The organism is Bacillus sp. UNC41MFS5 (genome assembly GCF_000686805.1).
The window spans coordinates 174,835-197,383 of the sequence record NZ_JMLP01000010.1 but is presented as its reverse complement, the minus strand read 5'-3'; the positions used below and the strand labels follow the sequence as shown (position 1 = coordinate 197,383).

The 22,549-nt window shown below is 38.4% G+C and carries 25 protein-coding genes; 23 read left to right on the top strand and 2 right to left on the bottom strand.

What is annotated here, in order from left to right; genetic code table 11:
• The first annotated feature begins 61 nt into the window (after window positions 1-61).
• From BR30_RS0103790 to BR30_RS0103775, 4 genes are read left to right on the top strand one after another with little or no spacing between them, the layout of a single operon-like run.
• Window positions 62-1,249 (top strand): HpcH/HpaI aldolase/citrate lyase family protein, encoded by a 1,188-nt coding sequence (locus tag BR30_RS0103790; RefSeq protein WP_026563841.1) that lies wholly within the window; start codon window positions 62-64, stop codon window positions 1,247-1,249.
• Complete coding sequence (locus BR30_RS0103785) at window positions 1,200-2,576, top strand: phosphoribosyltransferase family protein (RefSeq protein ID WP_026563840.1); 1,377 nt, start codon at window positions 1,200-1,202, stop codon at window positions 2,574-2,576. Before BR30_RS0103790 ends, BR30_RS0103785 begins: the two co-directional genes overlap by 50 nt.
• Window positions 2,557-3,678, top strand: coding sequence for a cysteine protease StiP family protein (locus BR30_RS0103780; RefSeq protein ID WP_026563839.1), 1,122 nt, complete (start codon window positions 2,557-2,559; stop codon window positions 3,676-3,678). The genes BR30_RS0103785 and BR30_RS0103780 overlap by 20 nt, the downstream gene beginning before the upstream one ends.
• On the top strand, window positions 3,675-4,475 hold the full coding sequence (locus BR30_RS0103775) for an HAD family hydrolase (protein ID WP_026563838.1): 801 nt from the start codon (window positions 3,675-3,677) through the stop codon (window positions 4,473-4,475). Before BR30_RS0103780 ends, BR30_RS0103775 begins: the two co-directional genes overlap by 4 nt.
• Here the strand turns inward: BR30_RS0103775 and BR30_RS0103770 are convergent.
• Window positions 4,465-4,716 (bottom strand): hypothetical protein, encoded by a 252-nt coding sequence (locus tag BR30_RS0103770; RefSeq protein ID WP_026563837.1) that lies wholly within the window; start codon window positions 4,714-4,716, stop codon window positions 4,465-4,467. The genes BR30_RS0103775 and BR30_RS0103770 overlap by 11 nt on opposite strands.
• A gap of 218 nt (window positions 4,717-4,934) precedes the next feature.
• Between BR30_RS0103770 and BR30_RS0103765 the strand changes: the two genes are divergently transcribed.
• The 18 genes from BR30_RS0103765 (at window position 4,935) to BR30_RS0103685 (ending at window position 20,268) form a co-directional block, all read left to right on the top strand.
• The gene (locus BR30_RS0103765; protein ID WP_026563836.1) at window positions 4,935-6,572 is read left to right on the top strand and encodes a YceG family protein; all 1,638 of its coding nucleotides are present in this window, start codon (window positions 4,935-4,937) and stop codon (window positions 6,570-6,572) included.
• A 3-nt stretch (window positions 6,573-6,575) separates the two neighbouring features.
• Window positions 6,576-7,679: a toxic anion resistance protein gene (locus tag BR30_RS0103760; RefSeq protein ID WP_026563835.1), complete on the top strand. Its 1,104-nt coding sequence runs from the start codon at window positions 6,576-6,578 to the stop codon at window positions 7,677-7,679.
• Between the two features lie 31 nt (window positions 7,680-7,710).
• Complete coding sequence (locus BR30_RS0103755; protein WP_026563834.1) at window positions 7,711-8,322, top strand: TerD family protein; 612 nt, start codon at window positions 7,711-7,713, stop codon at window positions 8,320-8,322.
• Between the two features lie 36 nt (window positions 8,323-8,358).
• A complete protein-coding gene (locus tag BR30_RS0103750) occupies window positions 8,359-8,937 on the top strand; it encodes a TerD family protein (protein ID WP_026563833.1) in 579 nt (192 codons plus the stop codon).
• 129 nt (window positions 8,938-9,066) lie between these two features.
• Window positions 9,067-9,774 carry an anthrax toxin lethal factor-related metalloendopeptidase gene (locus tag BR30_RS0103745; RefSeq protein ID WP_026563832.1) on the top strand — a complete coding sequence of 236 codons (708 nt, stop codon included), beginning with the start codon at window positions 9,067-9,069 and terminating at the stop codon, window positions 9,772-9,774.
• 55 nt (window positions 9,775-9,829) lie between these two features.
• A complete protein-coding gene (locus BR30_RS0103740) occupies window positions 9,830-10,624 on the top strand; it encodes a thymidylate synthase (protein ID WP_026563831.1) in 795 nt (264 codons plus the stop codon).
• Window positions 10,621-11,115, top strand: coding sequence for a dihydrofolate reductase (locus BR30_RS0103735; protein ID WP_026563830.1), 495 nt, complete (start codon window positions 10,621-10,623; stop codon window positions 11,113-11,115). Before BR30_RS0103740 ends, BR30_RS0103735 begins: the two co-directional genes overlap by 4 nt.
• 212 nt (window positions 11,116-11,327) lie before the next feature.
• Window positions 11,328-11,522: a twin-arginine translocase TatA/TatE family subunit gene (locus tag BR30_RS0103730; RefSeq protein ID WP_026563829.1), complete on the top strand. Its 195-nt coding sequence runs from the start codon at window positions 11,328-11,330 to the stop codon at window positions 11,520-11,522.
• Window positions 11,523-11,696: 174 nt separating this feature from the next.
• Entirely contained in the window at window positions 11,697-12,437 is a 741-nt protein-coding gene (tatC, locus tag BR30_RS0103725; protein ID WP_026563828.1) for a twin-arginine translocase subunit TatC, read from the top strand.
• Between the two features lie 284 nt (window positions 12,438-12,721).
• A complete protein-coding gene (locus BR30_RS0103720; protein WP_026563827.1) occupies window positions 12,722-12,973 on the top strand; it encodes a DUF2535 family protein in 252 nt (83 codons plus the stop codon).
• 52 nt (window positions 12,974-13,025) lie between these two features.
• Window positions 13,026-13,199: a hypothetical protein gene (locus tag BR30_RS37655; protein ID WP_155928426.1), complete on the top strand. Its 174-nt coding sequence runs from the start codon at window positions 13,026-13,028 to the stop codon at window positions 13,197-13,199.
• A gap of 103 nt (window positions 13,200-13,302) precedes the next feature.
• Complete coding sequence (locus tag BR30_RS0103715; RefSeq protein WP_026563826.1) at window positions 13,303-14,145, top strand: DegV family protein; 843 nt, start codon at window positions 13,303-13,305, stop codon at window positions 14,143-14,145.
• 132 nt (window positions 14,146-14,277) lie between these two features.
• Window positions 14,278-15,810: a spore germination protein gene (locus BR30_RS0103710; protein WP_026563825.1), complete on the top strand. Its 1,533-nt coding sequence runs from the start codon at window positions 14,278-14,280 to the stop codon at window positions 15,808-15,810.
• 11 nt (window positions 15,811-15,821) lie between these two features.
• Window positions 15,822-16,943 carry a GerAB/ArcD/ProY family transporter gene (locus BR30_RS0103705; protein WP_026563824.1) on the top strand — a complete coding sequence of 374 codons (1,122 nt, stop codon included), beginning with the start codon at window positions 15,822-15,824 and terminating at the stop codon, window positions 16,941-16,943.
• Complete coding sequence (locus tag BR30_RS0103700; protein WP_026563823.1) at window positions 16,927-18,093, top strand: Ger(x)C family spore germination protein; 1,167 nt, start codon at window positions 16,927-16,929, stop codon at window positions 18,091-18,093. Before BR30_RS0103705 ends, BR30_RS0103700 begins: the two co-directional genes overlap by 17 nt.
• 81 nt (window positions 18,094-18,174) lie before the next feature.
• On the top strand, window positions 18,175-18,753 hold the full coding sequence (locus BR30_RS0103695; RefSeq protein WP_026563822.1) for an SCO family protein: 579 nt from the start codon (window positions 18,175-18,177) through the stop codon (window positions 18,751-18,753).
• Window positions 18,754-18,864: 111 nt separating this feature from the next.
• Entirely contained in the window at window positions 18,865-19,689 is an 825-nt protein-coding gene (locus BR30_RS0103690) for an SGNH/GDSL hydrolase family protein (protein WP_026563821.1), read from the top strand.
• On the top strand, window positions 19,690-20,268 hold the full coding sequence (locus BR30_RS0103685) for a YpmS family protein (protein ID WP_026563820.1): 579 nt from the start codon (window positions 19,690-19,692) through the stop codon (window positions 20,266-20,268).
• Between the two features lie 29 nt (window positions 20,269-20,297).
• On the opposite strand, the gene BR30_RS0103680 is transcribed toward BR30_RS0103685, so the two are convergent.
• A complete protein-coding gene (locus BR30_RS0103680; protein WP_026563819.1) occupies window positions 20,298-21,050 on the bottom strand; it encodes a DUF4397 domain-containing protein in 753 nt (250 codons plus the stop codon).
• Between the two features lie 341 nt (window positions 21,051-21,391).
• Between BR30_RS0103680 and rsgA the strand changes: the two genes are divergently transcribed.
• Entirely contained in the window at window positions 21,392-22,459 is a 1,068-nt protein-coding gene (gene rsgA / locus BR30_RS0103675) for a ribosome small subunit-dependent GTPase A (protein ID WP_026563818.1), read from the top strand.
• Window positions 22,460-22,549 lie beyond the last annotated feature (90 nt).

The window sequence follows — 22,549 nt, the reverse complement described above, 5'->3', positions numbered from 1 at the left end:
AGGGGAGCTGACGAGAGTCCGTCTCCTCTATTTTTTAGCTCTAAAAGAGGAGAAATTGGTTATGGAATTTTTTACATACTTTTACCAAGATGAAATCAAACGCTTCTTCTTTCAAAAACCTCAGACATTCACTAAATATTCAAACCGTGAACTCCTATCCTATGGGTTAGGGGCTACTCTTTATATGCCAGCGACACGCCCAAATATCCATCAAGAAATACTCTCTAAAAAGCATGAAGGATTAACCTCTCTTGTCATCGACTTAGAAGATGCTGTAGGGGATCACGAGGTAACTGATGCGGAAGAAATGCTCATTCATGAATTGGTAAAGTTACATGCTGAAATGAATAGGGGATTCCTAAGCTATACGGATCTCCCACTCATGTTTATCCGAATTCGGAATCTTGAGCAGTTAAAACGGGTAACTGCTCAATTAGCTGAGGCCATTCATCTCCTGACGGGAGTGGTGCTTCCTAAATTCAGCGCTGAATCGGGGGAAGAGCTATTATTGGAGGTACGTAGAATACATACGGATCAGCATCCATTTTATGCTATGCCCATTTTGGAGACAGCCAAGGTCATACAAAAAGAAACGAGAATGGAAGAATTAAGAAGCATAAAAACTCTACTTGATCGCTACAAGGATCATATTCTAAATGTCCGAATTGGAGCGACAGATTTTTGTGGATTATATGGAATACGTCGCAGTGCAGAAACAACTGTGTATGATATAGCTGTTTTGAGAGATTGTATTTCTGATATAATCAATGTCTTTCAACGTTTTGAGAGCCCTTACGTTGTTTCTGGTCCTGTATGGGAGTATTTTTCTGCGAAAAAAAGAATGCTCAAGCCACAATTAAGACAAACCCCTTTTCGTGAGCGATACGGTGATGAAGGGCTGAAATGGCGGGCAAAATTAATTGATGATCATATGGATGGATTAATTCAGGAAATCCTCATGGATATCGCAAACGGACTAACAGGAAAAACGATTATCCATCCCACACATATCAAGGTCGTTCAAGCTCTTAATGTGGTTTCCTACGAAGAATTCATTGATGCCAGCAATATCATAGCAGCAGCAACAGGAGAAATTGGAGTAATGAAAAGTAATTTTGCAAATAAAATGAATGAGATTAAACCTCACTATTATTGGGCTAAGAAAACCATCTTAAAATCAAAGTTATACGGGGTGCTGCATGAAGAATTCACAACCATTGACCTTATCAAAAAAGAAGTATACGTATAATATATTAGACTCGATTGAGACTGAGATAGAAGTGACTGATAATCCGTATGAGCTGCCAATCCAAGAGTTATTTACCATGGCGGCAAGAATAAATAAGAAGCGTTCGTTTCTTTTCGTAAGTAAAGTGCTAGGTAAACACTTACCCATAAATCCCCATAAAGGGCTGCTGACTGCTGCTCTCCTAGGTTCGAGATATTTAGAAACCGTTAAGGGAACCAAATATGTAGAAACTGAGAAACTATTATCCTCCTTTAAAAGAGAAGAATTATACCAGAGTAAGGCGTTTATTCCTGAACATGTTAGTCCAGTAGTGATTGGCTTTGCTGAAACGGCCACAGCCCTTGGGCATGCCTTCTTTGATTGCTTTCAATCTGCAGATTTCTTTCACACCACTCGGGAAGAACTCAAGCAGATGAGACCGGAAATTACCTTTGAAGAAGAACATTCTCATGCTACATCCCACCGCTGCTATATTCCGTTAGAGATGATTCAAAATGAACGAGAAATTATCCTTGTTGATGATGAATTGACCACGGGGAAAACGGCCTTAAATATTATCGAATCCATTCATAGCAAATTCCCGAGACGTGTTTATACGATCGTTTCCATTTTGGATTGGCGTTCAGAACAAGATCAAAGAAGATTTCAGCAGGTTCAACAGGAACTTGGTATAAAAATCAATGTTGTAAGTCTGATAACTGGTACTGTCCAGGTGAAGGAGATGCGAGAAATAGCGAACCGCTCGCCAATCATCGAAAGGAAAGAGTATGCTAAGACATCCGTAGAATGGGTTGACCTATCGTGTTATTTTTCAAACACTACCTTATCAGTGGATAACCCAATGAATCAATCAGCATTTATTCAAGAAACAGGTCGATTTGGCCTTAGTAGTTCAGACAACCATTGTCTTCACCAGAAAGCCTCTCTAGCTGCGGCAATATTGAATCAAAAAAGAACGGGGCGTAGGACTCTTTGCTTAGGAACGGGAGAGTTTATGTATCTTCCTATGAAACTCGCTTCTCTAATGGGAAATGGGGTTTTTTATCAATCGACCACCCGCAGCCCTATCTTCATCGAAAACAAAGTGGGTTATGGGGCAAGGTTTGGGGCATCTTTTCCAAATCCGGAAGACTTATCGATTTCCCACTATGTTTACAACATCCCACCAGGATTCTACGATGAACTCTTTATCTTCATGGAAAGAAAAGTGGAACTAGAGAGTCTTCTGCCGATCCTGAAAGAACTGGAAAAATTACAGATAAAGATGATTAAGCTCGCCTATTTTTCTACTAATCGAGGGGAACAAGATGAAAATCACAACCAATAAACCAGCAAGCATCGGAAGTTATAACGCGGAGGACGTTCAATTTCTATTAAAGGATTTAAGTGAGATTTCCTTAGAAGATACCACAGAGAATCGAGAAATGAAGGTTCAATCAGGTGTTCACTACAGTGAATCGTTACCAATCGAGTACCAGCCGCCAAAAGCCTATGTAGATTTATTCTGGTCTACTCTTAAGGAATACAAACAAAAAGTGGCCTTTTGCATTGGAATCGTGGCCGAACGAATTTATCAATCGAAAGGTGATAAGACTGTCCTCGTGTCCCTAGCACGTGCAGGAACACCAGTTGGAATTTTGATAAAAAGATATATACACATGAACTACCAAGTATTAGTGCCTCATTATAGTATTTCTATCATTCGTGACAGGGGAATCGATGAGAATGCTTTGAAGTACATTTTAGGCCAACATCCTAATGCTGAAATTCAGTTTGTTGATGGATGGACGGGTAAAGGGGCCATTTCGATTGAATTGACAAAAGCCTGTCATGAGTATCAAAAAAAATATGGGATACTGCTGGATGATACATTGGCAGTCATTGCCGATCCCGGCTACTGCACTACATTGTTTGGAACAAGGGAAGATTTTTTAATCCCTAGTGCATGTCTTAACTCAACGGTATCTGGGTTGGTAAGCAGAACAGTTTTAAATGATCAATATATCGGTAAGGATGATTTCCATGGAGCGAAGTATTATCAGGAATTGATTCCCATTGATGTTTCCAACGAATATATTGATTTGATTAGTAAGGAATTTGGAAGCATTTCTGAGGAAGCGGCTGAAGTAGCTCGAAATATAATTGCCGATAGCGTAGAAACGGGATTCCTAGGGATGGAGGACGTCAAACGAATTCAAACTGAATTTGGGATTGGTAGCCCCCATTTTATTAAACCAGGAGTTGGCGAAACAACAAGAGTTTTGCTCCGCAGGGTTCCTTGGAAAATTCTGATGCGCGATTCTTCTAGTCCCTTTGTTAAACATATTCTGATGCTTGCAGAAGAAAAGGGTGTTGAAGTCGTACATTATCCAAATTTAAAGTATTTATGCTGCGGCTTAATTAAATCGGTTAAGGGGAGTAATGTATGATTTTTGCTTCTGACCTTGACCGTACATTGGTTTATTCAAAACGGGCGATTGAGGATCTAGGGAATGATGATCAGTTCGTCCTTAAACCAGTTGAAAAAAAAGACGATAAATGGGTTGCCTATATGATCGAATCATCTTATTCAGCATTAAAAGAGTTAGCAAGGACTAGTTTATTTATTCCAGTTACCACAAGGACAACGGAACAATTTAACCGTTTTCACATTTTTAAGGATGACATTCCAATTAAATATGCAATCACATCAAATGGGGCCAATATTATTTATCAGGGTAAGTTGTTGACAGAATGGTCAACACATATTATCAACCGTATGACTAAGGAATCAGTTACCCAAGAGGTTATGCTTTCAAAGCTAAAGAAGGAAGGTTTCATATTCGATGGGCAAATGAAGCAGGCGGAGAATTTATTTTTCTATTTCATTTTAAACAGTCTTCCACCTGCTTCTGATCTCCAAGTGATTCAAGAAGTGGCAGTTCTAAATGGATGGAGAATCTCCTTACAAGGGAGAAAACTCTACTTTATCCCTCGTGCAATTAGCAAAGGGGATGCACTAGAATTTATCTCTAAACGAGAAGGAATGAAAGTAATGGCGGGTGCGGGGGACTCCATACTAGATTGGGACTTTCTAAGAAACTGCCACTATCGTTTTGTCCCGGCCCATGGTGAACTGGCAAGGGTGTCAGGCACCAATGATTATACTCTTACAAAAAATAAGGGTGTTGGTGCAGGGGAAGAGATTATTCAGCAATTTCTACAACTGCTCCGTCTTACAGTTTAATCTTTTTCTCTTTTCGGGTAATAACGAAAAAATAAACACAGGAAAATAAACTATACGTTCCCAAACAGAATAGGACGGACAAGGCTAATGATTGCAATATTGGAGATAGTAGAAACGTAAAGATGAAACTGAACACAAATAAATCTAAATAAACAAAAACATCGGAAACCATTACATCCATAACGGTATTCAATTCCTCTTGTATCTGCTCCATCCGCGGCCGCTTATATAAAAAACGCATTTGAGTCACCTACTTTAGTGTGAGTACTCAATAGTATGTAAGGACAAGGAAAAAGGTGAAAAATGAGGGAAATACCTGTAGTATGAAACATTTTTTAAGGAGTTACGTATAAACAAATGAACCAATTAAATAACTGTGATATGATGTTATGGAAACCTTACATAATTTTCTAAACGCTTGAAAATAAAGCTTTCGCTTCTAGAGGGAAGGGATTATGAATGAATCCATCATATAATCAGTTAAAGGCCCAACCTGTCTCCCTTTCATATGAAAATTGGCAGGCTTTGCTGAAGAAACCGCTGCCAGAGCGGCCAAATTATTCATTAGAAAATGGCACCATTCACATTGGGCAAGTAATTGGGAAGTTCCTTGGAACCCCTATCGACCAAGACCATTATTATAACGAGCTCTTTGAGTATGTGAATAATCCGGAATGGAATCTTCATTTATTAAGTGAAGATTCACTGGATAAGACGATTAATAACCATCACTTTCAATCCATTCAAAAAGTCATTAATATTCATCGAGATCAAAAGCTTTCCATCAACCGATTTACTGCTTTTCTTGAAGGGGAACAGCTATTGTTAAAATCAAGGGTCCCAGTTATTCATCGGAAACTGCGTGAAGCGATGATTGCAACATTAGAGATGTTCGCGAAGATTGAAAAAGATGGTTTAGTAAACCATGATCTAAGGCGGGTCCTAGTTGATCTTGTGAAATGGTCCATCAATCATTTAGAGCCAGTTTTAGAAAAGTGCGATCCACTAACAGAACTGCCTAAATTTTTGTGGTACGGCGACTTTAAGAAAAGTCACCAATATTTTTTATATTATTTAATAAAGCTTGGCTGCGATCTAGTCATTTTTCATCCAGAAGGTAAGGATATCCTAGAAGGGATTATGAATGAGCCGATATTCTCTCATGAATTCCCGAATCGGATGCCTGCAGAACCGTTCCCTAAGGCAAAGCGCACTCGCAAAGCAACGGTTGCTTACCAAGCCTCCAAGGAAATTGAAACCATACTAAACCAAGAGGGGTCTGGCCTTTATAAACCATGGCAATTAAGGGATTACACGCCGTCTTCGATAACGTTAAAAACCACGTATGATGAACTTTTTATCCTTGGCAAAGAAATAGCCATGATTCGGCCTGATTTTGAGGTAGGTAACGGACAAGTTAAAATTCCTTCCATCTTTGCGAAGGTTCAGGGTGTGAGTAAGAATCGTAAAGAGTACTGGGACCGTTTGCAAGCGCTGAGTGAATTAGAACATAGCTTGCTGATTCGTCGTTTGCCGATCACGATGGAAAGCACCAGTGATTTTCGCTTTCATTATCGAAATGCCCACGGTAAGGATGGCTTCATTAACCCTGAAATCATGATGAAGTCCCATTACTGGCCCTACTCATTCCTATCCACAGGCTTACAAAAAGGAATTGCTAACGCGGTCAGAAGAATATGTGATAAACCGGGTTTAAAGCCCCTGCCAACGGAAACGATAGAAGACGTAAAAATGTATTTATTTACGCAGGCCTTGTTTATGCCTAAACCGATTATTCAGTTGATTGAGAAATTTGACTACTCCCAGCATGTACCGAAGTTAATCATTTTCAATAATGAATTAGCCGGTATGCTGTCAAGGTCCGATGCAGCCCTGCTTTTACTTTTAAATCAGTTTGGGATCGATATCATCCTGTATAATCCTCCTGGCCATAATGATATAGAAAATTTTCTTGATGAACGATTATTTGATAAGCATTGGCTCGAAGATGTTGTTTTTGAATTGGAGTTTAAGGAACCATCCATTTTCAAAAAAGGGCTATTCCAAGGAATCTTAAAAAATTTAAGGGGAGATTAATAAGTGAATCTTACGCCTAATCCATCAAGCAGTTTAACGCCAGCAGGTGCAGATGACATCCTCACAGACAGAAAAGTCTCTGACATTAAACTTGCACTTCGGAAAGAACCTGAAATTCAAAATTTGGCCCGGACAATTGATGAACGTGACCAAATTCAAGTGCTAGAGTTTGGGAAGGAACCTGCTGTTCAAATTTCCCGTTTTTCTGACCAGATTTTAAATAATATGCGGACAACGAAAGTAGAGGACTCAGGGGAACTTCTTAAACAACTGGGCCGCATCATGGATAAATTTGATGCCAAGGACTTTCAAAAAACGTCAGGCGGACTTTTCGGGAAGCTCTTTAAGAAGGGTGAAAAGATGGTCGAAAAGCTGTTTGGCAAGTACCAAACCATGGGCTCTGAAATTGACAAGGTTTACATAGAAATATCAAAATATCAACATGAAATGGTTGATTCAACCAATATGCTCGAACAAATGTATGAGCAAAACTATCAATACTATTTGACACTTGAAAAATATATTGTTGCGGGAGAAATAAAAGTAGAGGATTTAAAGAACAATCAACTTCCACAGCTTGAAGCCCGTACAGCAGCCGGTGATCAGATGGCCTCGATGCAATTGGATTCTTTGAAAAATGTCATCGAATTATTGGAACAGCGCATCTATGATTTGGAAATGGCGAAAATGGTTTCTTTGCAAACAGCTCCTCAGATTCGACTTTTACAAAAAGGAAATACGAAACTGATTGGCAAAATTAATTCGGCATTTGTCACAACCATTCCGATATTTAAGAATGGGTTAATTCAAGCGATGGCAGCGAAAAGACAAAAGTTAGTGGCCGATTCGATGAGTGAATTAGACCGCAGGACAAACGAGATGCTTCTTAAGAATGCGCAGAACATTTCGCAGCAAAGCACGGATATTGCGAGACTGGCTGGTGGTCCAAGCATTAAAATTGAGACGATTGAAGAATCTTGGAACATTATAATTAAGGGTATGCAGGAAACCAAGGCCATTGAAGAGGAAAATAAACGGATGCGGGTGGAAGGCACAAAACGTTTAGAACAGCTGCAAGATAACTTTAAAAAGTTGAAACAATCTTAAATTTACTAAATTTCAAATAGGAGTGATTAATTTGGCTATTAATTTACAAAAAGGTCAACGAGTTGATTTAACAAAGAGTAATCCGGGATTATCTAAAATCATGGTCGGTTTAGGATGGGATCCAGTTCAAAGCGGAGGTGGCGGCGGCTTATTCGGTGGTTTATTTGGCGGAGGCGGGGCGGCTAATGTGGACTGTGATGCTTCTGTTATTATGCTTGGTGCAAACGATAAGCTTCAAAACAATAAGGATGTCATTTACTTTGGAAATTTACGAAGCAATGATGGCAGTGTACAACACTCAGGAGATAATCTAACAGGGGATGGTGACGGCGATGACGAGCAGGTAATGATTGATTTAAGCCGTGTTCCAGCCAATATCCAGAAACTTGTTTTCGTTGTAAATATTTATGACTGTGTTAAGAGAAAGCAGCATTTTGGAATGCTTAAAAATGCATTTATTAGGGTCGTAAATCCAGGGAATAATCAAGAGTTACTACACTACAACCTAACAGATAATTACAGCGGTTTAACATGCCTTGTGACAGGAGAAATTTATCGTCACGGCAATGACTGGAAGTTTGCAGCAATCGGCAGCGGCACAAATGCAGCTAGCCTAAGTGAAGTCGTTCGTTCCTTTAGTTAACTATGGTTAAAAATGTTCATATAGAGGTGATTACTTTTGGGTATTAACTTGTCAAAGGGGCAAAGGATTGATTTAACAAAAACCAACCCTGGCTTAACGAAAGTAATTTGTGGCCTGGGTTGGGATACGAATCGGTATCATGGCGGAAATGACTTTGACCTGGATGCTTCCGCGTTTTTAGCTGACGCGAATGGCAGAGTCGTTAACGATTCGGACTTTATTTTTTACAATCAGCTCGTCCATCCTTCAGGTTCGGTTGAACATACTGGGGATAATCGAACGGGTGAAGGTGATGGCGACGATGAGCAAATTAAGATTGACTTCAGTAAAGTCCCATCACATATTCAGCGTATTGCCATTACAGTAACCATTCATGATGCGGAGGCCAGATTTCAGAATTTCGGTCAAGTTTCCAACGCTTTTGTTCGTCTTGTTGATGAAGATACGGATAATGAGGTCTTGCGCTTTGATCTTGGTGAGGACTTTTCCGTAGAAACAGCCGTCGTATTTTGTGAACTCTATCGTCATAATGGTGATTGGAAATTTAACGCAATTGGCAGCGGTTTTGCAGGTGGATTAGCAGCCCTTTGCCGAAATTATGGTTTAGAAGTGTAAATTTGAGAAGCTGCTGTTATCGGCAGCTTCTTCTTTTTTTATACAGAAATTCCTTATAATTTCCAAATCGTGCATTCACGTTCCCATGTTATAATTCAAGTAATCTATGAATGACAAGGGGATGATAGGGTGCGAAAAACTATCGTTACAGTATTATTGACTAGTTTGTTTCTATCCTCAATCACTACTTCGCAAGCATCCTATGATGGTGTTTGGCTTGGAAATTATTCTACGAATACAGTACTCTACCAATCACTTAAGGTTGATCAATCATTATCACTTCTCGATCAAATTATTGTCTTGCCAAAGAATAATTTTGATCAAAAAGAAGCTGCCGAAATGATTAATCGAATTAGCTTGATCCCCGACTCTATATTAGAAAAAATAAAAAACAATGGAATCACTTTAAATCTTTTTACTGGAAAACTTACAGATAATCCGACAGCAAGTCACCTGAAAGGGAAAATCCCAAGGGGATATGCCAATAATGTAACCTGGGATGATGTCCCTGGGATTGGCGGTTCTAAGGTGGTATTGGTTAAAATTGGTGCTAGTGAAAAAGGACAAGGTCACGGCTCGATAAATTTGGAATTACATGAATTGGCGCATTCTATCGATTACTATGTGTTTAATGAAATTAGTGGTTCAAAAGAATTTTTGAATATGTGGGAAACGGAACATGAACAATTGTTTCCGGGAAACAGTTATTTTCAATATCCAGAAGAATATTTTGCAGAGACATTCGCAATGTACTATTTAAATACAGATTCGAAAGAACTATTACGGACGAAAGCACCGAAAACATTTGAATTTATGAAACAGCTATCACTTCCCTAATCGGTCCCTGATTGTTAAAATAAATAAATATGTTCAAATAAGGGAGTGGTCCGGGTTGAAGCAATATTTAGAATTATGTAAGCATGTCCTTGAAAATGGAACCGTAAAGGGCGACCGAACAGGTACGGGAACGATTAGCACCTTCGGATACCAAATGAGATTTAACTTAGCGGAAGGGTTTCCGTTAATGACTACGAAAAAACTGCATTTAAAATCAATTATCTATGAACTGCTTTGGTTTTTAAACGGTGATACCAATGTACGGTATTTACAGGAGCATGGCGTCCGGATTTGGAATGAGTGGGCCGATGAAAACGGAGAATTAGGTCCTGTATATGGTCACCAATGGCGTTCTTGGACGGGGGCCAACGGTAATACCGTTGATCAAATTAGCGAACTTATCGACCAAATCAAAACGAATCCTAATTCCAGAAGACTGCTCGTTAATGCTTGGAATGTGGCGGAAATTGATAACATGGCGCTGCCGCCGTGCCACTGCATGTTCCAATTTTATGTAGCAGACGGAAAATTGTCCTGTCAGCTCTACCAACGGTCAGCTGATGTCTTTCTGGGTGTTCCGTTTAACATTGCATCTTATGCGCTTCTGACGATGATGATCGCTCAGGTATGTAACCTTGAACCAGGCGAATTCATCCATACATTCGGTGATGTTCATATTTATCAGAATCATCTTGAACAAATAGAGTTACAAATGGGGAGAGAACCTCGTGCCTTGCCTGTCCTGAAAATAAATCCGTCCGTAAAAGATATCTACTCCTTTGAGTTTGAAGACTTTACACTTGAAGGCTATGACCCACATCCCCATATTAAAGGAGTGGTTAGTGTATGATTTCCTTTATTGTCGCGATGGACGAAAATAGAGTGATTGGGAAAGAAAATCAACTGCCTTGGCATTTACCCGAGGATTTAAAGTTCTTTAAGCGGGTTACCATGGGCCATCCCATTGCGATGGGAAGAAAAACGCATGAATCCATTGGCCGTGTTCTTCCAGGCAGAGAGAATATTGTAATCACTCGCCAAGATGATTATCGCAGTGAAGATTGTACGGTTTTTACATCTGTTGAGGAGTTTGTCACGTATTGCCAGAAACAAAACGATGAAATCTTTGTGATTGGCGGTGCTGAAATATTCAAAGAGACATTTGCATTCGCGGATCGTCTTTACATTACGCTTATTCATGATGAATTTGCAGGAGACACGTTTTTTCCTGAATTTGATTCAAGCGATTGGGAACTAGTGTCTAATGAAAAAGGCCTAAGAGATAATAAAAATCCGTATGATTATGAGTTTAGAATTTATGATAGAAAGTCAAATGTGTAATTAATAATTTATCATTGACTTCATTACGTTGTAATTGTTAAATTATCAGTAGTAATTTATAATGTGATAAGAAATACTAAATATCACAAAGATGTTATTTTTAATGGATATTGTGAAATTACTATGAACTATTGATGATAAATTACCTAAATTGGAATTTAGGTAATATAATCATAGTAGCAATAATAAACAATTAAAGGGGATGTACATCCATGTTTTCAAATATCGGAGTACCCGGATTGATTTTGATTTTAACACTTGCATTAATTATATTCGGACCTAAGAAACTTCCAGAAATCGGCCGTGCGTTCGGACAAACCTTAAAGGAATTTAAAAAGTCCACACGTGAACTCACAGATGATGTAATGAATGACATTGATGAAGAAAAGAAAAATTTGACTAAATAAGGTGTGAGATTTCTGTCTTACACCTTTCTTCTTTAAATTTACCCTATGAAAAATATTCAACGTTGACTAAGGAATTTTATGGTACATTTCGTATATAATCATAGATGAAGTTGTATTACTCAGAGTACAAGCACGTGCTCTTTTTTAATCTTTTGATAATGGCAGGGGAAGTACATGGATGATAGAGAATTAAATTTAGTGGATCATTTAGAAGAACTGCGCAAACGGATTATTATTTCTGCACTTGCCTTTGTAGTTTTTTTTATTGTAGGTTTTATTTATGTTGATGATATCTATAAATGGTTTGTTGGAAATGAAAAACTACTAGTTCTCGGCCCTAGTGATATTATGTGGATATATTTCATGCTGGCAACCGTTATTGCCGTGGCAGGAACCATTCCTGTCCTCGCCTTACAAATTTGGCTGTTTGTTAGACCAGCATTGAAACCGATTGAAAGAAGAATAACCCTTTCCTACGTTCCGGCCTTATTTTTCTTATTTATTATCGGTCTAGCCTTTGGATATTTTGTCATTTTCCCAATGGTGTTGGACTTTTTAGTGAACATAGGCAAAGATATGTTTGTCACAAATTTCACAGCCGAAAGATATTTTAGCTTTATCTTGAACATGACCCTGCCATTCGGGGTATTGTTTGAACTTCCAGTTGTTGTCATGTTTTTAACTTCGCTGGGAATCATTAATCCGTTTGTTCTTTCAAAAATTCGAAAATATGCCTACTTCGTACTTATTATTATAGCGATTGTTATTACACCACCGGACTTTATGTCTGATTTTGTGGTAACAGTACCACTTTTACTGCTTTACGAAATCAGTATTAACTTATCGAAATTTGTCTACCGTAAACGGTTAAAAAAGCAGCAGGAAGAGGAAACAGAAGAGATGGTCGAAGCGTAAATATGCTGTAATAGCAAAAAAATGAGCCCTCATTCCATTAGGAATGGGGGCATATTTTTAGCCTTTGTTCTGTTCTTTCATCCATGACTGAAAATTTATGTAGTTGCGATACTCATGAAAGTCTCCTTCTTAAAACCATCCTCAATGCCGTTTTTATTGTTGGGTAATAACTATCGACTAGGAAATAATTCATAAATATTTCTTAATCCAAGCAGAATAAGACACAATTCGAACAGTTTTGGGTGTATAATATACACAAACGGGTGAAAAAGAGGATTGATATTTTGTTATTCAAGAGCCTAGAGTTCAAAAATGATATTGGACAGAAGGTTAAAATTATTGAAATTCCTGTATTGGAGGAAGATAGCACTTATAAATTTATGATCCAAGTCCGTTTACAGACGTATGCTACGTCGCTCTATGAGGAAAAAAGCTTGAAAAAATGCTATTCCTTTAAAGATTATTTGAAAAATATCATGAAATGGCCTGATTATGAACGCTTATTTAAAATAGGAGAATTAAAGAATAACGCTTAATGCATTCTGAGCATCGCAGGGTTCCTCCGGCGATGCTCTTTAATTTTAGGCTGTGTTAAGGTTAAATGTTGATTTAGCCACTCTGATGATTGGAGTGGAAGGCGCGAAGACTCCTGCGGGAGTACGGGGCAGGGGAGACCCCGCAGGCGCTAAAAGCGCCGAGGAGGCTCCTCGGCACGCCCGCGGAAAGCGAAGCGCCTGGAACGGAAATCAACAGACAAGTTAAACACAGCCTAATTTTAAAAAGTCATCAAAAGTGATGTATGTTATTCCTTTCCACTGCACTTAACTGTATAATACAAAGCAGTACTGGTAGGGAAGTGACTGTTTTGAGCAAAATTAAAATTGTAACCGATTCAACAATGGACATGCCATTAGATATGACCGAAAAACTTGGTATTGTAGTAGTACCATTGTCCGTAACGATAAATGGAGAATCTTACTTAGATCGAGTGGATATAGATCCTGCTGAATACATAGAAGTGATGAAAAAGTCTGAGGAATTACCGAAAAGTTCGCAACCTTCTGCTGGAACTTTTCTTGAAGTGTATGACCGACTTGGCGAAGAAGGATATGAGGTTTTATCGATTCACATGACAGGCAAAATGAGCGGTACCGTTCGTTCCGCCGAAAGTGCTGCCCAGATGACGAAAACAAAAGTCACCGTTGTTGACTCGATGTTTATTTCGTTGGCTCTCCAGTTCCAGGTCAAGGAAGCAGCGGAAATGGCGAAGCAGGGGAAGAGTATCGAGGAAATCTTAACACGCCTAGACAAGATACGTGAAAATACCAAACTTTATATTATGGTCGATACACTTGAAAACATGGTGAAGGGCGGCCGGATCGGTAAGGGGAAGGCCTTTATAGGTTCGTTACTTAATATCAAGCCCATTGCCTCACTTGAAGGGGCTGAATACAACCCCGTTGCCAAGGTTCGAAGTCATTCCCAAGTAGTTAAATATTTGGCAAAACAATTTGCGGAAGATGTGAATGGGAAAACCATCATGGGTGCTGGCATTGTACACGCTGAAGCTATCGAACTCTCATCGAAATTAAAGGAAGCGATCTCGGATTTAACAAACTATAATGATATATCCATTGATTATACAGGGCCAACAATTAGTACCCACACAGGACCAGGTACAATCGCCTTAATGTATTATTTTGAATAAATTTATCAATAGAAGGGTGTCAGGCACCATGTGAATTTTTCACATGGTGCCTGACACCCTTCTTTTTTTCTTTTGGATAATATTAGATGTTCTGGTAAAGATAAAAAAAATTGAATGGTTAAGGTGTTGCTTATGTTTAAGCGGAAATCAGAAAACAAAAAGTCAGATAGTAAACAATCAGAGGATAAGAAGCCGCATAGTTTAAATGTGGATGATCTTAAATCAGAGTTGGAAACAGAGATAGGCGATTGTTCAGACCTGAATTTTCGCACCCTTAAAAAGAATGGGAAGAAAATTGTCTTTTGTTTTTTAAGTAGCCTCATTGATAAAACTAGCTTTGATGAATTTCTCTTGTCACCTGTCCAGCAAAGTACACAAAATGAATGGACAACGGAAAGTCTTGCACAAATCTTGCCGATTGCAGAACTTTCTGTTGCCAATCAATTAAAAGAAGTTGTTTCCTCATTAATAGAAGGAAAATCGTACATTTATATTGATGGTGAACCTTACGGAATACTTGCCAATGTCGGTTCAACGGTGGAAAGATCGCTTGAAAAGGCAGAAACTGAGTCGCTTGTATATGGGCCGAAGATTTCTTTTACAGAATCTCTTATAGGTAATTTAAATATTATAAGGAGTAATTTAAAAGATCCACAATTGTGTATGGAAGATATCACGATTGGAAAAAGGGTGAAGACCCCTGGAAAACTTGTCTATGTTAAGGATATCGCTGATGAAGAAAATGTGAGTACCTTTCGGCAGAGGATCACGGATTTAGATTATGACTACATACCGGATACAACGGTCTTGGGGCAATTAATCGAAGATAATAGTTGGACGATTTTCCCGCAAATTATGTCAACCGAACTGCCAGACCGGGTCACTCTTTCCTTGATGAGGGGGCGTGTGGCAGTATTAATGGACCGGTCCCCGTCTGCTATTTATGGTCCAACACCTTTTCTTAGCTTCTTTGAATCAACAGAAGATGTTTATATGCGTTGGAATATGGGTTTTTTCTTACGGATGCTGCGGATTATTTCGATTTTTTTATCTGTCTTATTAACCCCTGCCTATGTGGCTGTACTGACCTACCATTATGAGGTTATCCCATCAGCCCTGCTCATTTCACTTGGTCAATCAAGGGCAAATGTTCCGTTTCCACCAGTCCTCGAAGCCTTTCTCTTAGAATTTGTCATCGAACTTTTAAGGGAGGCAGGCGCAAGGTTGCCTACTAAAGTAGGTCAAACAATGGGTATCGTTGGTGGTATCGTCATCGGACAGGCAGCGGTACAAGCAGGATTTACAAGTAATATCTTAATTATCATTATTGCACTCAGTGCCCTTGGGTCTTTTACATCACCTAGCTATTTAATGGGTACTGCCGTTCGGATGGTTCGTTTTCCAATTATTATTTTAGCTGGTATGTGGGGGGGGATTGGGATTATGTTTTCGTTTTGTTTTATTCTGATTCACCTTTTAAGATTAACTACCATTGGGAGGCCCTACCTTACTCCCGTCTATCCCTTTAGGTGGAAAGACTTTGGATACAGTATTTTTAAATTTCCGTCACAATATTTATCCTACAGGCCAGAAACAAATCGTCCTATAGACAAACAGCTTTTTCCTAAGCATAAAGGTGTTGAAAAAAAGGATGTAGATGAATAGGAGTGGTCAGGATGAAAGTAAATGTACAGCCAAAAGAAGGATTATTGGTTAATGCATTCCTGGTCATGTTTTTTATACACTCTACACAAACAGGCGTAGGAATTGTTGGATTACCTAGAATTGTCTATTTAGCAGCAAAACACGATGCGTGGATCTCTGTTTTTCTTGGAGGACTATTTTCGGCTTTTGTCTTAGCCATGATGGTTCTCATGCTTAAAAAATATGAAAGTGCGGATTTATATGGAATTCAGGTAGATGTGTTTGGAAAATGGCTTGGGAATGCGTTGAATGTTTTTTATATGATGTATATGACCATAAGTTTTTTTGTTATCCTGATGAATTATATTGAAATTGTCCAAGTGTGGATTTTTCCCGAAATGCCCACATGGCAAATCTCGCTTGCTCTAATCCTCTTAACTATTTATGGAGTTAATGGCGGCGTTCGTATCATTGTCGGAGTAGCTTTTATGTCAGTCTTAGGGACTATTTGGATGATTTTTATTCTAGTTGTACCTATGCAGTATGCGGATCCTAAAAATTTGTTGCCTCTTTTAAACACAGATCTGAAGCACATTCTCAATGGGGTCTATAAAACCTCTTTATCTCTTATGGGCTTTGAACTACTTATGTTCCTATATCCATATGTAAAAGATAAAAAAAAGATATTTATGTACTCACAAATAGGGAATTTATATACAACGGTATTTTTCACGGCTGTGACAATGGTGTGCATTACTTTCTTCGCTGAAAACGGGTTGGCTCGGACTATTTGGCCTGTTTTATCAATGTTTAAAATTGTTAGGTTACCAAACTTAGAACGGTTTGAATTTATTGCCGTTTCTTTTTGGATGTTAGTCATCTTGCCAAACATGTGCGCCTATTTGTGGGCGGCATCTAAGGGGTTTAATCGAATTATTAATTGGAAACAAAAAAAGGGGATTTGGATCATCGGTATCCTTGTTTGGGGTGGATCGTTTTTTATTAAAGCAAGGTATCAAATGAATGAATTGACGGATTTTGTTGGTCGTCTCGGCTTTTTAACTGCCTTCTGTTATCCTGTCCTCTTATCAATGATTGTTTTGGTGAAGAAATGGTTCCAAAGGAGGAAGAAATCAAGTGCAGAAGCCTCATAAATGCAATCTAATTCTTTGGACAGTATGTTTGATGACGATGATTCTCTGTGCTGGTTGTATACAGCAAAAGCCACTTGAAAAATTAGGATTAATGACAACCTCAGGGTTCGATTTGGAAGGGAAAAATAAAATTAAAGGAACTGCAGTTGTTCAAAAGTTTGACCCGATGACTAAAGCGGCAACGAAAGTAATCACATCCGTAGCAAAAACAAGCAAGGGTTTAAGACAACTAGAAAATCTTCAATCCAATCAGAAGCTCGTTTCAGGACAACTCCGTTCTGTTGTTTATAGTCGAGAGCTTGCAGAAAAAGGGATTATCCAGCTGGTCGACACGTTGAATCGCGATGCTGCGATTGGGAATATGGTCTATTTAACGATTGCGGATCAAACTGCTGCAGAAATCATGCAAATTGAAAATAAGAATAAAGGGAATTTAAACCTTGGGACATATATGTACAATTTAATTAAACAAAATGTAGAGGGAGAGCAAGTTATTTCCCCGACCTTGCATGAGTTCAACCATAATTATTATGATATTGGGAAGGACCCTGTGCTCCCAATCTTAAAAGTTAAGGGGAAAGATGTTATTATCGATGGGGTTGGTCTCTTTCAAGATGATCGTTTAGTGGATGAATTGAAGCAAGGGGACCTTTTTTATTTGAAAATATTAGTGGATAAATATAATGCGGGTACCAAAGAAATGGGGTTTAAGACGGAACAATTAAAAAAAATCATCTTAAAAAATGAAAATTATACGAAGAAACCAATATTCAGCAAAATATATGTCACAATTGATAATATACGAACTAAGACAAAGATAAAATTAGTTAATAAAAAAAACCTCCGATTTAGAGTCGATATTAAACTAGATTCAAGAGTATTAGAGATGACCCAAGCCTTAGATTTAGGTAAACCTGCTTCGGTAAAGTTACTTGAAAACAAACTCAATCAGTCAATGAAAAAGAAAATTGAAGAGTTACTCCTTCATTTTAAGGAATTAGAAATTGACCCAGTCGGATTTGGAAATGAATACGAAGCACATCTAAGAGGAAAAACAATCACAAAGGAAGAGTGGGACAGGGTATATAAGGAGGTAACATTTGATGTGCACGTCAAAAATACAATAGAACGAACCGGTGTGATTGATTAACAAGCCAAATCCTTTCTTCTTTTTCAATTCTTTGTTAAACTATTCACCATATGGAATAGAAAAAGGGTTGCAGGTGATTGTATGAAGGCACGGTATTTATTAGTTATCATGGTTCTAACAACTATGATAGTGACAGCATGTGGTCAAAAAGAAATAGAAAATGCTGTCGATTGGCCTGTTAAGGAGTTTACAGCAACCAATCAAGACAATAAATCCTTTGGTTTAAAGGATTTAAAGGGAAAAGTATGGATTTCAGACTTTATTTTCACCAGTTGTGCAGATGTCTGCCCGCCGATGACAGCCAATTTGACGAAATTACAAAAAATGGTCAAGGATGAAGGGTTGAAAAATATTGAATTTGTTTCATTCAGTGTCGACCCGACGGTAGATACCCCGGAAGTATTGACACGTTACGCGGAGCAATTCCAAGTCGATTTTAAAAATTGGACCTTTCTGACTGGCTACTCACAGGCCTATATTGAAAACTTTGCCTTGAAAAATTACAAAGCACTGGTTAAAAAGCCCCAAGAGGGTAATCAAGTCATCCATGGAACATCCCTTTATTTAGTAGACCAAGAAGGGCATATTCGGAAATCCTACGATGGTTACAAGAATGTTCCTTTTGATGAAATCATTCATGATATGAAAGCATTGCAATAGACCTTTGGACAGGTCTATTTTTTTTGGCAGGAATAGGATATAGTACATATTGTTTTGAATGATTCAAGCCGTGCTATAATAAAAATAATTTAGAAGGAAGGTGAAATGAAGATGAAAAAGCTTTTCCCCCTTCTCATTCTCTCGGTATTATTCCTATGTTCTTGTAATCCAGTTGATCAATTGACACTACATTCTGAAAAGAAAACTGCTGCACAAGCCTTTGCCCAAGTTCCCGCTGACTTTGTCCCACGTAAATTAACAGTCTTATCTGTGGGCGATTCACTAACCCAAGGGGTAGGCGATAGTACAAACAAAGGCGGCTACTTGCCATATTTAGAAACGATGCTTGAAAAAGAAAAGGGAATCAAGGAAGTTGATTTTAATAATTATGGTGTGAAAGGCAATCGGACAACTCAACTGTTAAAAAGATTGAATACATCAGAACTGAAAGGTGCGCTAAAAAAGGCAGATTTGGTCATAGTAACAATTGGCGGTAACGATATAATGAAAGTAGTCAAGGACAATATTGAAAACCTTCAACTATCTACGTTCACAGCTGAAAAAGAATCCTATCAAAAACATTTAACTGAAATTTTTGACCTTATTCAACAGGAAAATCCCCATGCACAGGTTGTATTAGTGGGGTTATACAATCCATTTTCTAAATGGTTTTCAGAAATTAAAGAGTTGGATGAGATTGTAGCTGACTGGAATAAAACCGGACAAACGGTCATTGCCAATTATTCAAATGCCTATTTTGTTCCAATCGAAGATATGTTTTTAAATGCAACAGAAGACCTTTTATTTACTGATAATTTCCATCCAAATGACAAAGGCTATGAGTTGATTGCACAAAGGTTGAACGAGACCTTAGAAGATCAAGTATTACCTGGATTAGATAAGCCGCCATTTATGGTTAATACAGAGGAGAATTAGATGAAAAACAAATGGAAAATAGGATTCCTAATCTTGCTGGGAATCAACCTTTTGTTCGCTATTATTATCTTGTCCCTTATGATGTTCCCATCGGAGGGCCCGGAAACAAGCAAAATGAAGGGGCTGGCGGGTGAACATGTTTCCTTTCATGTTAAATCCAATAAGAATGATTTAAATCAGTTAATTAATCATTATCTTAAAGAAGAGGCTGTGGGTTCTTCGATTGATTATCAAGTCGTTCTGGGGGATGAGGTCGAACTGTATGGTACCCTGCCGTTTTTTAGTGAAGAATTAAATATGAAATTAACCTTTAAACCAAGTGCCCTTGAAAATGGTGATTTGGTATTAAAGCAGAAATCAATGACTATCGGGAGTTTACACCTTCCCATTTCATACGTTCTTAATTTTATTAGCGATAATTATAAAATCCCAAAAGGTGTTGAGATCAGACCAAAAGATAAACTGATTTATATCAATATGCAGCAATTGAGATTAAAAAGTGATATTAAACTAAAGGCGGACAAATTTGACCTGAAAAAGGATGATATTAGGTTTACGATATTAGTTCCAGTGAAATAGGTGCCTCGTTAAATTAGAGGCACCTATTTTTAATCCTTCATTTTGATAAATTGGAATGCTGGTTCATTTTTTGAAAGACCAAAGAAGACAATCGTATAGCTTTCATTTGGCAAAAATTGAACTCTCGGCATCGGTAATAGCACGTTTTTTGTATCGGCCTCCCTAACCTCCAAATCTACTGTCATTGGTGTTAATCCTAAATATTCTGTGGCCAGTTTATACGATACTTTTGGGAAAACCACATCTCTGTCTTTCACTGCAATATCTAAGGGTGGGGAATCTGGTGATAAGTTGATAAAGCGAACTTTTGATTCATTTGCTGGGACTATTGGTTTATTTTGGAAAACTAACAGGCGCATTTTCTTCACAGAGTCAATGGCAGCAAGTGTGTACGATTTTCCAGGTTCAACTGTTATCTTTTTATTTAAAACACTGTCGACCATATTTCCCGTTGGGTAAATATCGATATGATGTTTTCCTGCTTTTAATGATAGGTAATTACTTACATTATTAAATGGTAAGTTCCTTATCACTCGGTGTCCATCAATATATATATCAACGTTAGGGGAATCAGGGGACGTGTGGAGGACGCGAACAGTCGCTTCTCCTTGGACTGCTTGGGGATTTGTTCTCATGAAGTTCATCGCTTTATTCATATATTCGACATGTTTTAGGTAGTAATGCATGTGTAAGTTTGGAAACGAGTATTTATAAAATTGAGCCAGCAAATCATACATAGCCGCCTTTTGGAGATAATCGGGATGAGTTCTTTTCTCGGACATATTATCAACTCCTATCAAATGGATTACACCATAATTTATTCAAGCTTAAATAGGTAGGTGTCTAACTTCTTCTGCACAAATCTGGATTTTTTTCATTTTTTATTTACAAATGGGAATATTACACATATACTTAAAACAAATATATTTGAAAGTGGGTGACGTGCAATGTTAATTGAAACAATGAGAGCAATCAGTCAGTTGAATATTGTTAGTTGCACAGCCCAATGTCTACCTCGTTAGGGTTCCTTTGTACATTTATTCCAATAGCGAATAAACCATGGGCTGTGTGTGCCTATGGTTTTTTATTATGTAAAAAATAATGATTCGCTGGAGGAATACAAATGAATTTAGTAACAATGGGGTTAACTGAAACGGTAAAACAACATTTTTATACTTTAAATACAAATGAAGAAATGATTCTAGGTCGTGTCGCACTTGAACATAAACGAATGTATCGGGTCTGGACGGAGCAGGGGGAATTATTGTGTGAGGTTTCAGGCCGACTTAGTTTTAATGCGCTCAACCGAGAGGACTTCCCAGCTGTTGGAGATTGGGTAGCACTAAAGCCGAGGAGCAACGAAGGAAAAGGGACCATTTTAGCCATCATGCCCAGGAAAAGTAAATTTTCAAGAAAATCAGCAGGGCTTACCTCAGAAGAGCAAATTGTGGCCACCAACGTCGACACGGTGTTTCTCGTCAATTCATTAAACGAGGATTTGAATTTAAGAAGGATTGAACGCTACCTCTTGCTTGCATGGGAAAGTGGGGCAAATCCTGTTATAGTTTTAAGTAAAGCAGACCTTTGTCAGGATCTAGATCGTAAGTCAGCTAAGGTTGAAGCAGTTAGTATGGGGATTCCGATGATTGCTGTAAGTGCAGAAACGGTGAGTGGTTTAGATAAATTAGAACCATTCTTGCAGCCGGGAAAAACGATTGCTTTGCTTGGATCCTCAGGGGTAGGTAAATCAACATTAACGAATCGCCTTTTAGGTAAGGAAAAACAAGAGGTTCAGGATATTCGCACGGGGGATGATAAAGGACGTCATACGACGACGCATCGTGAACTAATCCATCTTCCCAATGGCTGTGTCTTGATTGATACGCCAGGTATGAGGGAACTGCAGCTTTGGGAAAGCACGGACGGTTTATCGGAAACCTTTTCAGACATTGAAGAATTAGCCACCTCATGCCGCTACCGGGATTGTCAACATAAAAATGAGCCTGGCTGTGCAGTGGTGAGGGCGATTGAAGAAGGATTGGTAGCAGCTGAACGGTTAACAAGTTATAATAAACTGCAAAAGGAATTAGCGTTTATCGAACGAAAGGCGGATAAACGGGCCCAAGCTGAAGTCAAAAAACATTGGAAAAATTTGAACAAACAAATCAAACAGCAACGAAAAAGCTATTAAAGGAAAGCTGAACAAGTTAAGTCGATATCGACCATGACTTGCTCAGCTTATTTATGGTTTATGAAATTTTATTTTTACTAATACTTTCTG

Bases quoted from the DNA above. Each gene is read 5' to 3' on its own strand.
- BR30_RS0103790 (WP_026563841.1), top strand. From the start codon at position 62: ATGGAATTTTTTACATACTTTTACCAAGATGAAATCAAACGCTTCTTC.
- BR30_RS0103685 (WP_026563820.1), top strand. From the start codon at position 19,690: ATGAAAAACAAATGGAAAATAGGATTCCTAATCTTGCTGGGAATCAAC.
- BR30_RS0103695 (WP_026563822.1), top strand. From the start codon at position 18,175: ATGAAGGCACGGTATTTATTAGTTATCATGGTTCTAACAACTATGATA.
- BR30_RS0103710 (WP_026563825.1), top strand. From the start codon at position 14,278: ATGTTTAAGCGGAAATCAGAAAACAAAAAGTCAGATAGTAAACAATCA.
- tatC (WP_026563828.1), top strand. From the start codon at position 11,697: ATGGATGATAGAGAATTAAATTTAGTGGATCATTTAGAAGAACTGCGC.
- BR30_RS0103765 (WP_026563836.1), top strand. From the start codon at position 4,935: ATGAATCCATCATATAATCAGTTAAAGGCCCAACCTGTCTCCCTTTCA.
- BR30_RS0103770 (WP_026563837.1), bottom strand. From the start codon at position 4,716: ATGCGTTTTTTATATAAGCGGCCGCGGATGGAGCAGATACAAGAGGAA.
- BR30_RS0103785 (WP_026563840.1), top strand. From the start codon at position 1,200: ATGAAGAATTCACAACCATTGACCTTATCAAAAAAGAAGTATACGTAT.
- BR30_RS0103730 (WP_026563829.1), top strand. From the start codon at position 11,328: ATGTTTTCAAATATCGGAGTACCCGGATTGATTTTGATTTTAACACTT.
- BR30_RS0103680 (WP_026563819.1), bottom strand. From the start codon at position 21,050: ATGTCCGAGAAAAGAACTCATCCCGATTATCTCCAAAAGGCGGCTATG.
- BR30_RS0103690 (WP_026563821.1), top strand. From the start codon at position 18,865: ATGAAAAAGCTTTTCCCCCTTCTCATTCTCTCGGTATTATTCCTATGT.
- BR30_RS0103780 (WP_026563839.1), top strand. From the start codon at position 2,557: ATGAAAATCACAACCAATAAACCAGCAAGCATCGGAAGTTATAACGCG.
- BR30_RS0103775 (WP_026563838.1), top strand. From the start codon at position 3,675: ATGATTTTTGCTTCTGACCTTGACCGTACATTGGTTTATTCAAAACGG.
- rsgA (WP_026563818.1), top strand. From the start codon at position 21,392: ATGAATTTAGTAACAATGGGGTTAACTGAAACGGTAAAACAACATTTT.
- BR30_RS0103705 (WP_026563824.1), top strand. From the start codon at position 15,822: ATGAAAGTAAATGTACAGCCAAAAGAAGGATTATTGGTTAATGCATTC.
- BR30_RS0103735 (WP_026563830.1), top strand. From the start codon at position 10,621: ATGATTTCCTTTATTGTCGCGATGGACGAAAATAGAGTGATTGGGAAA.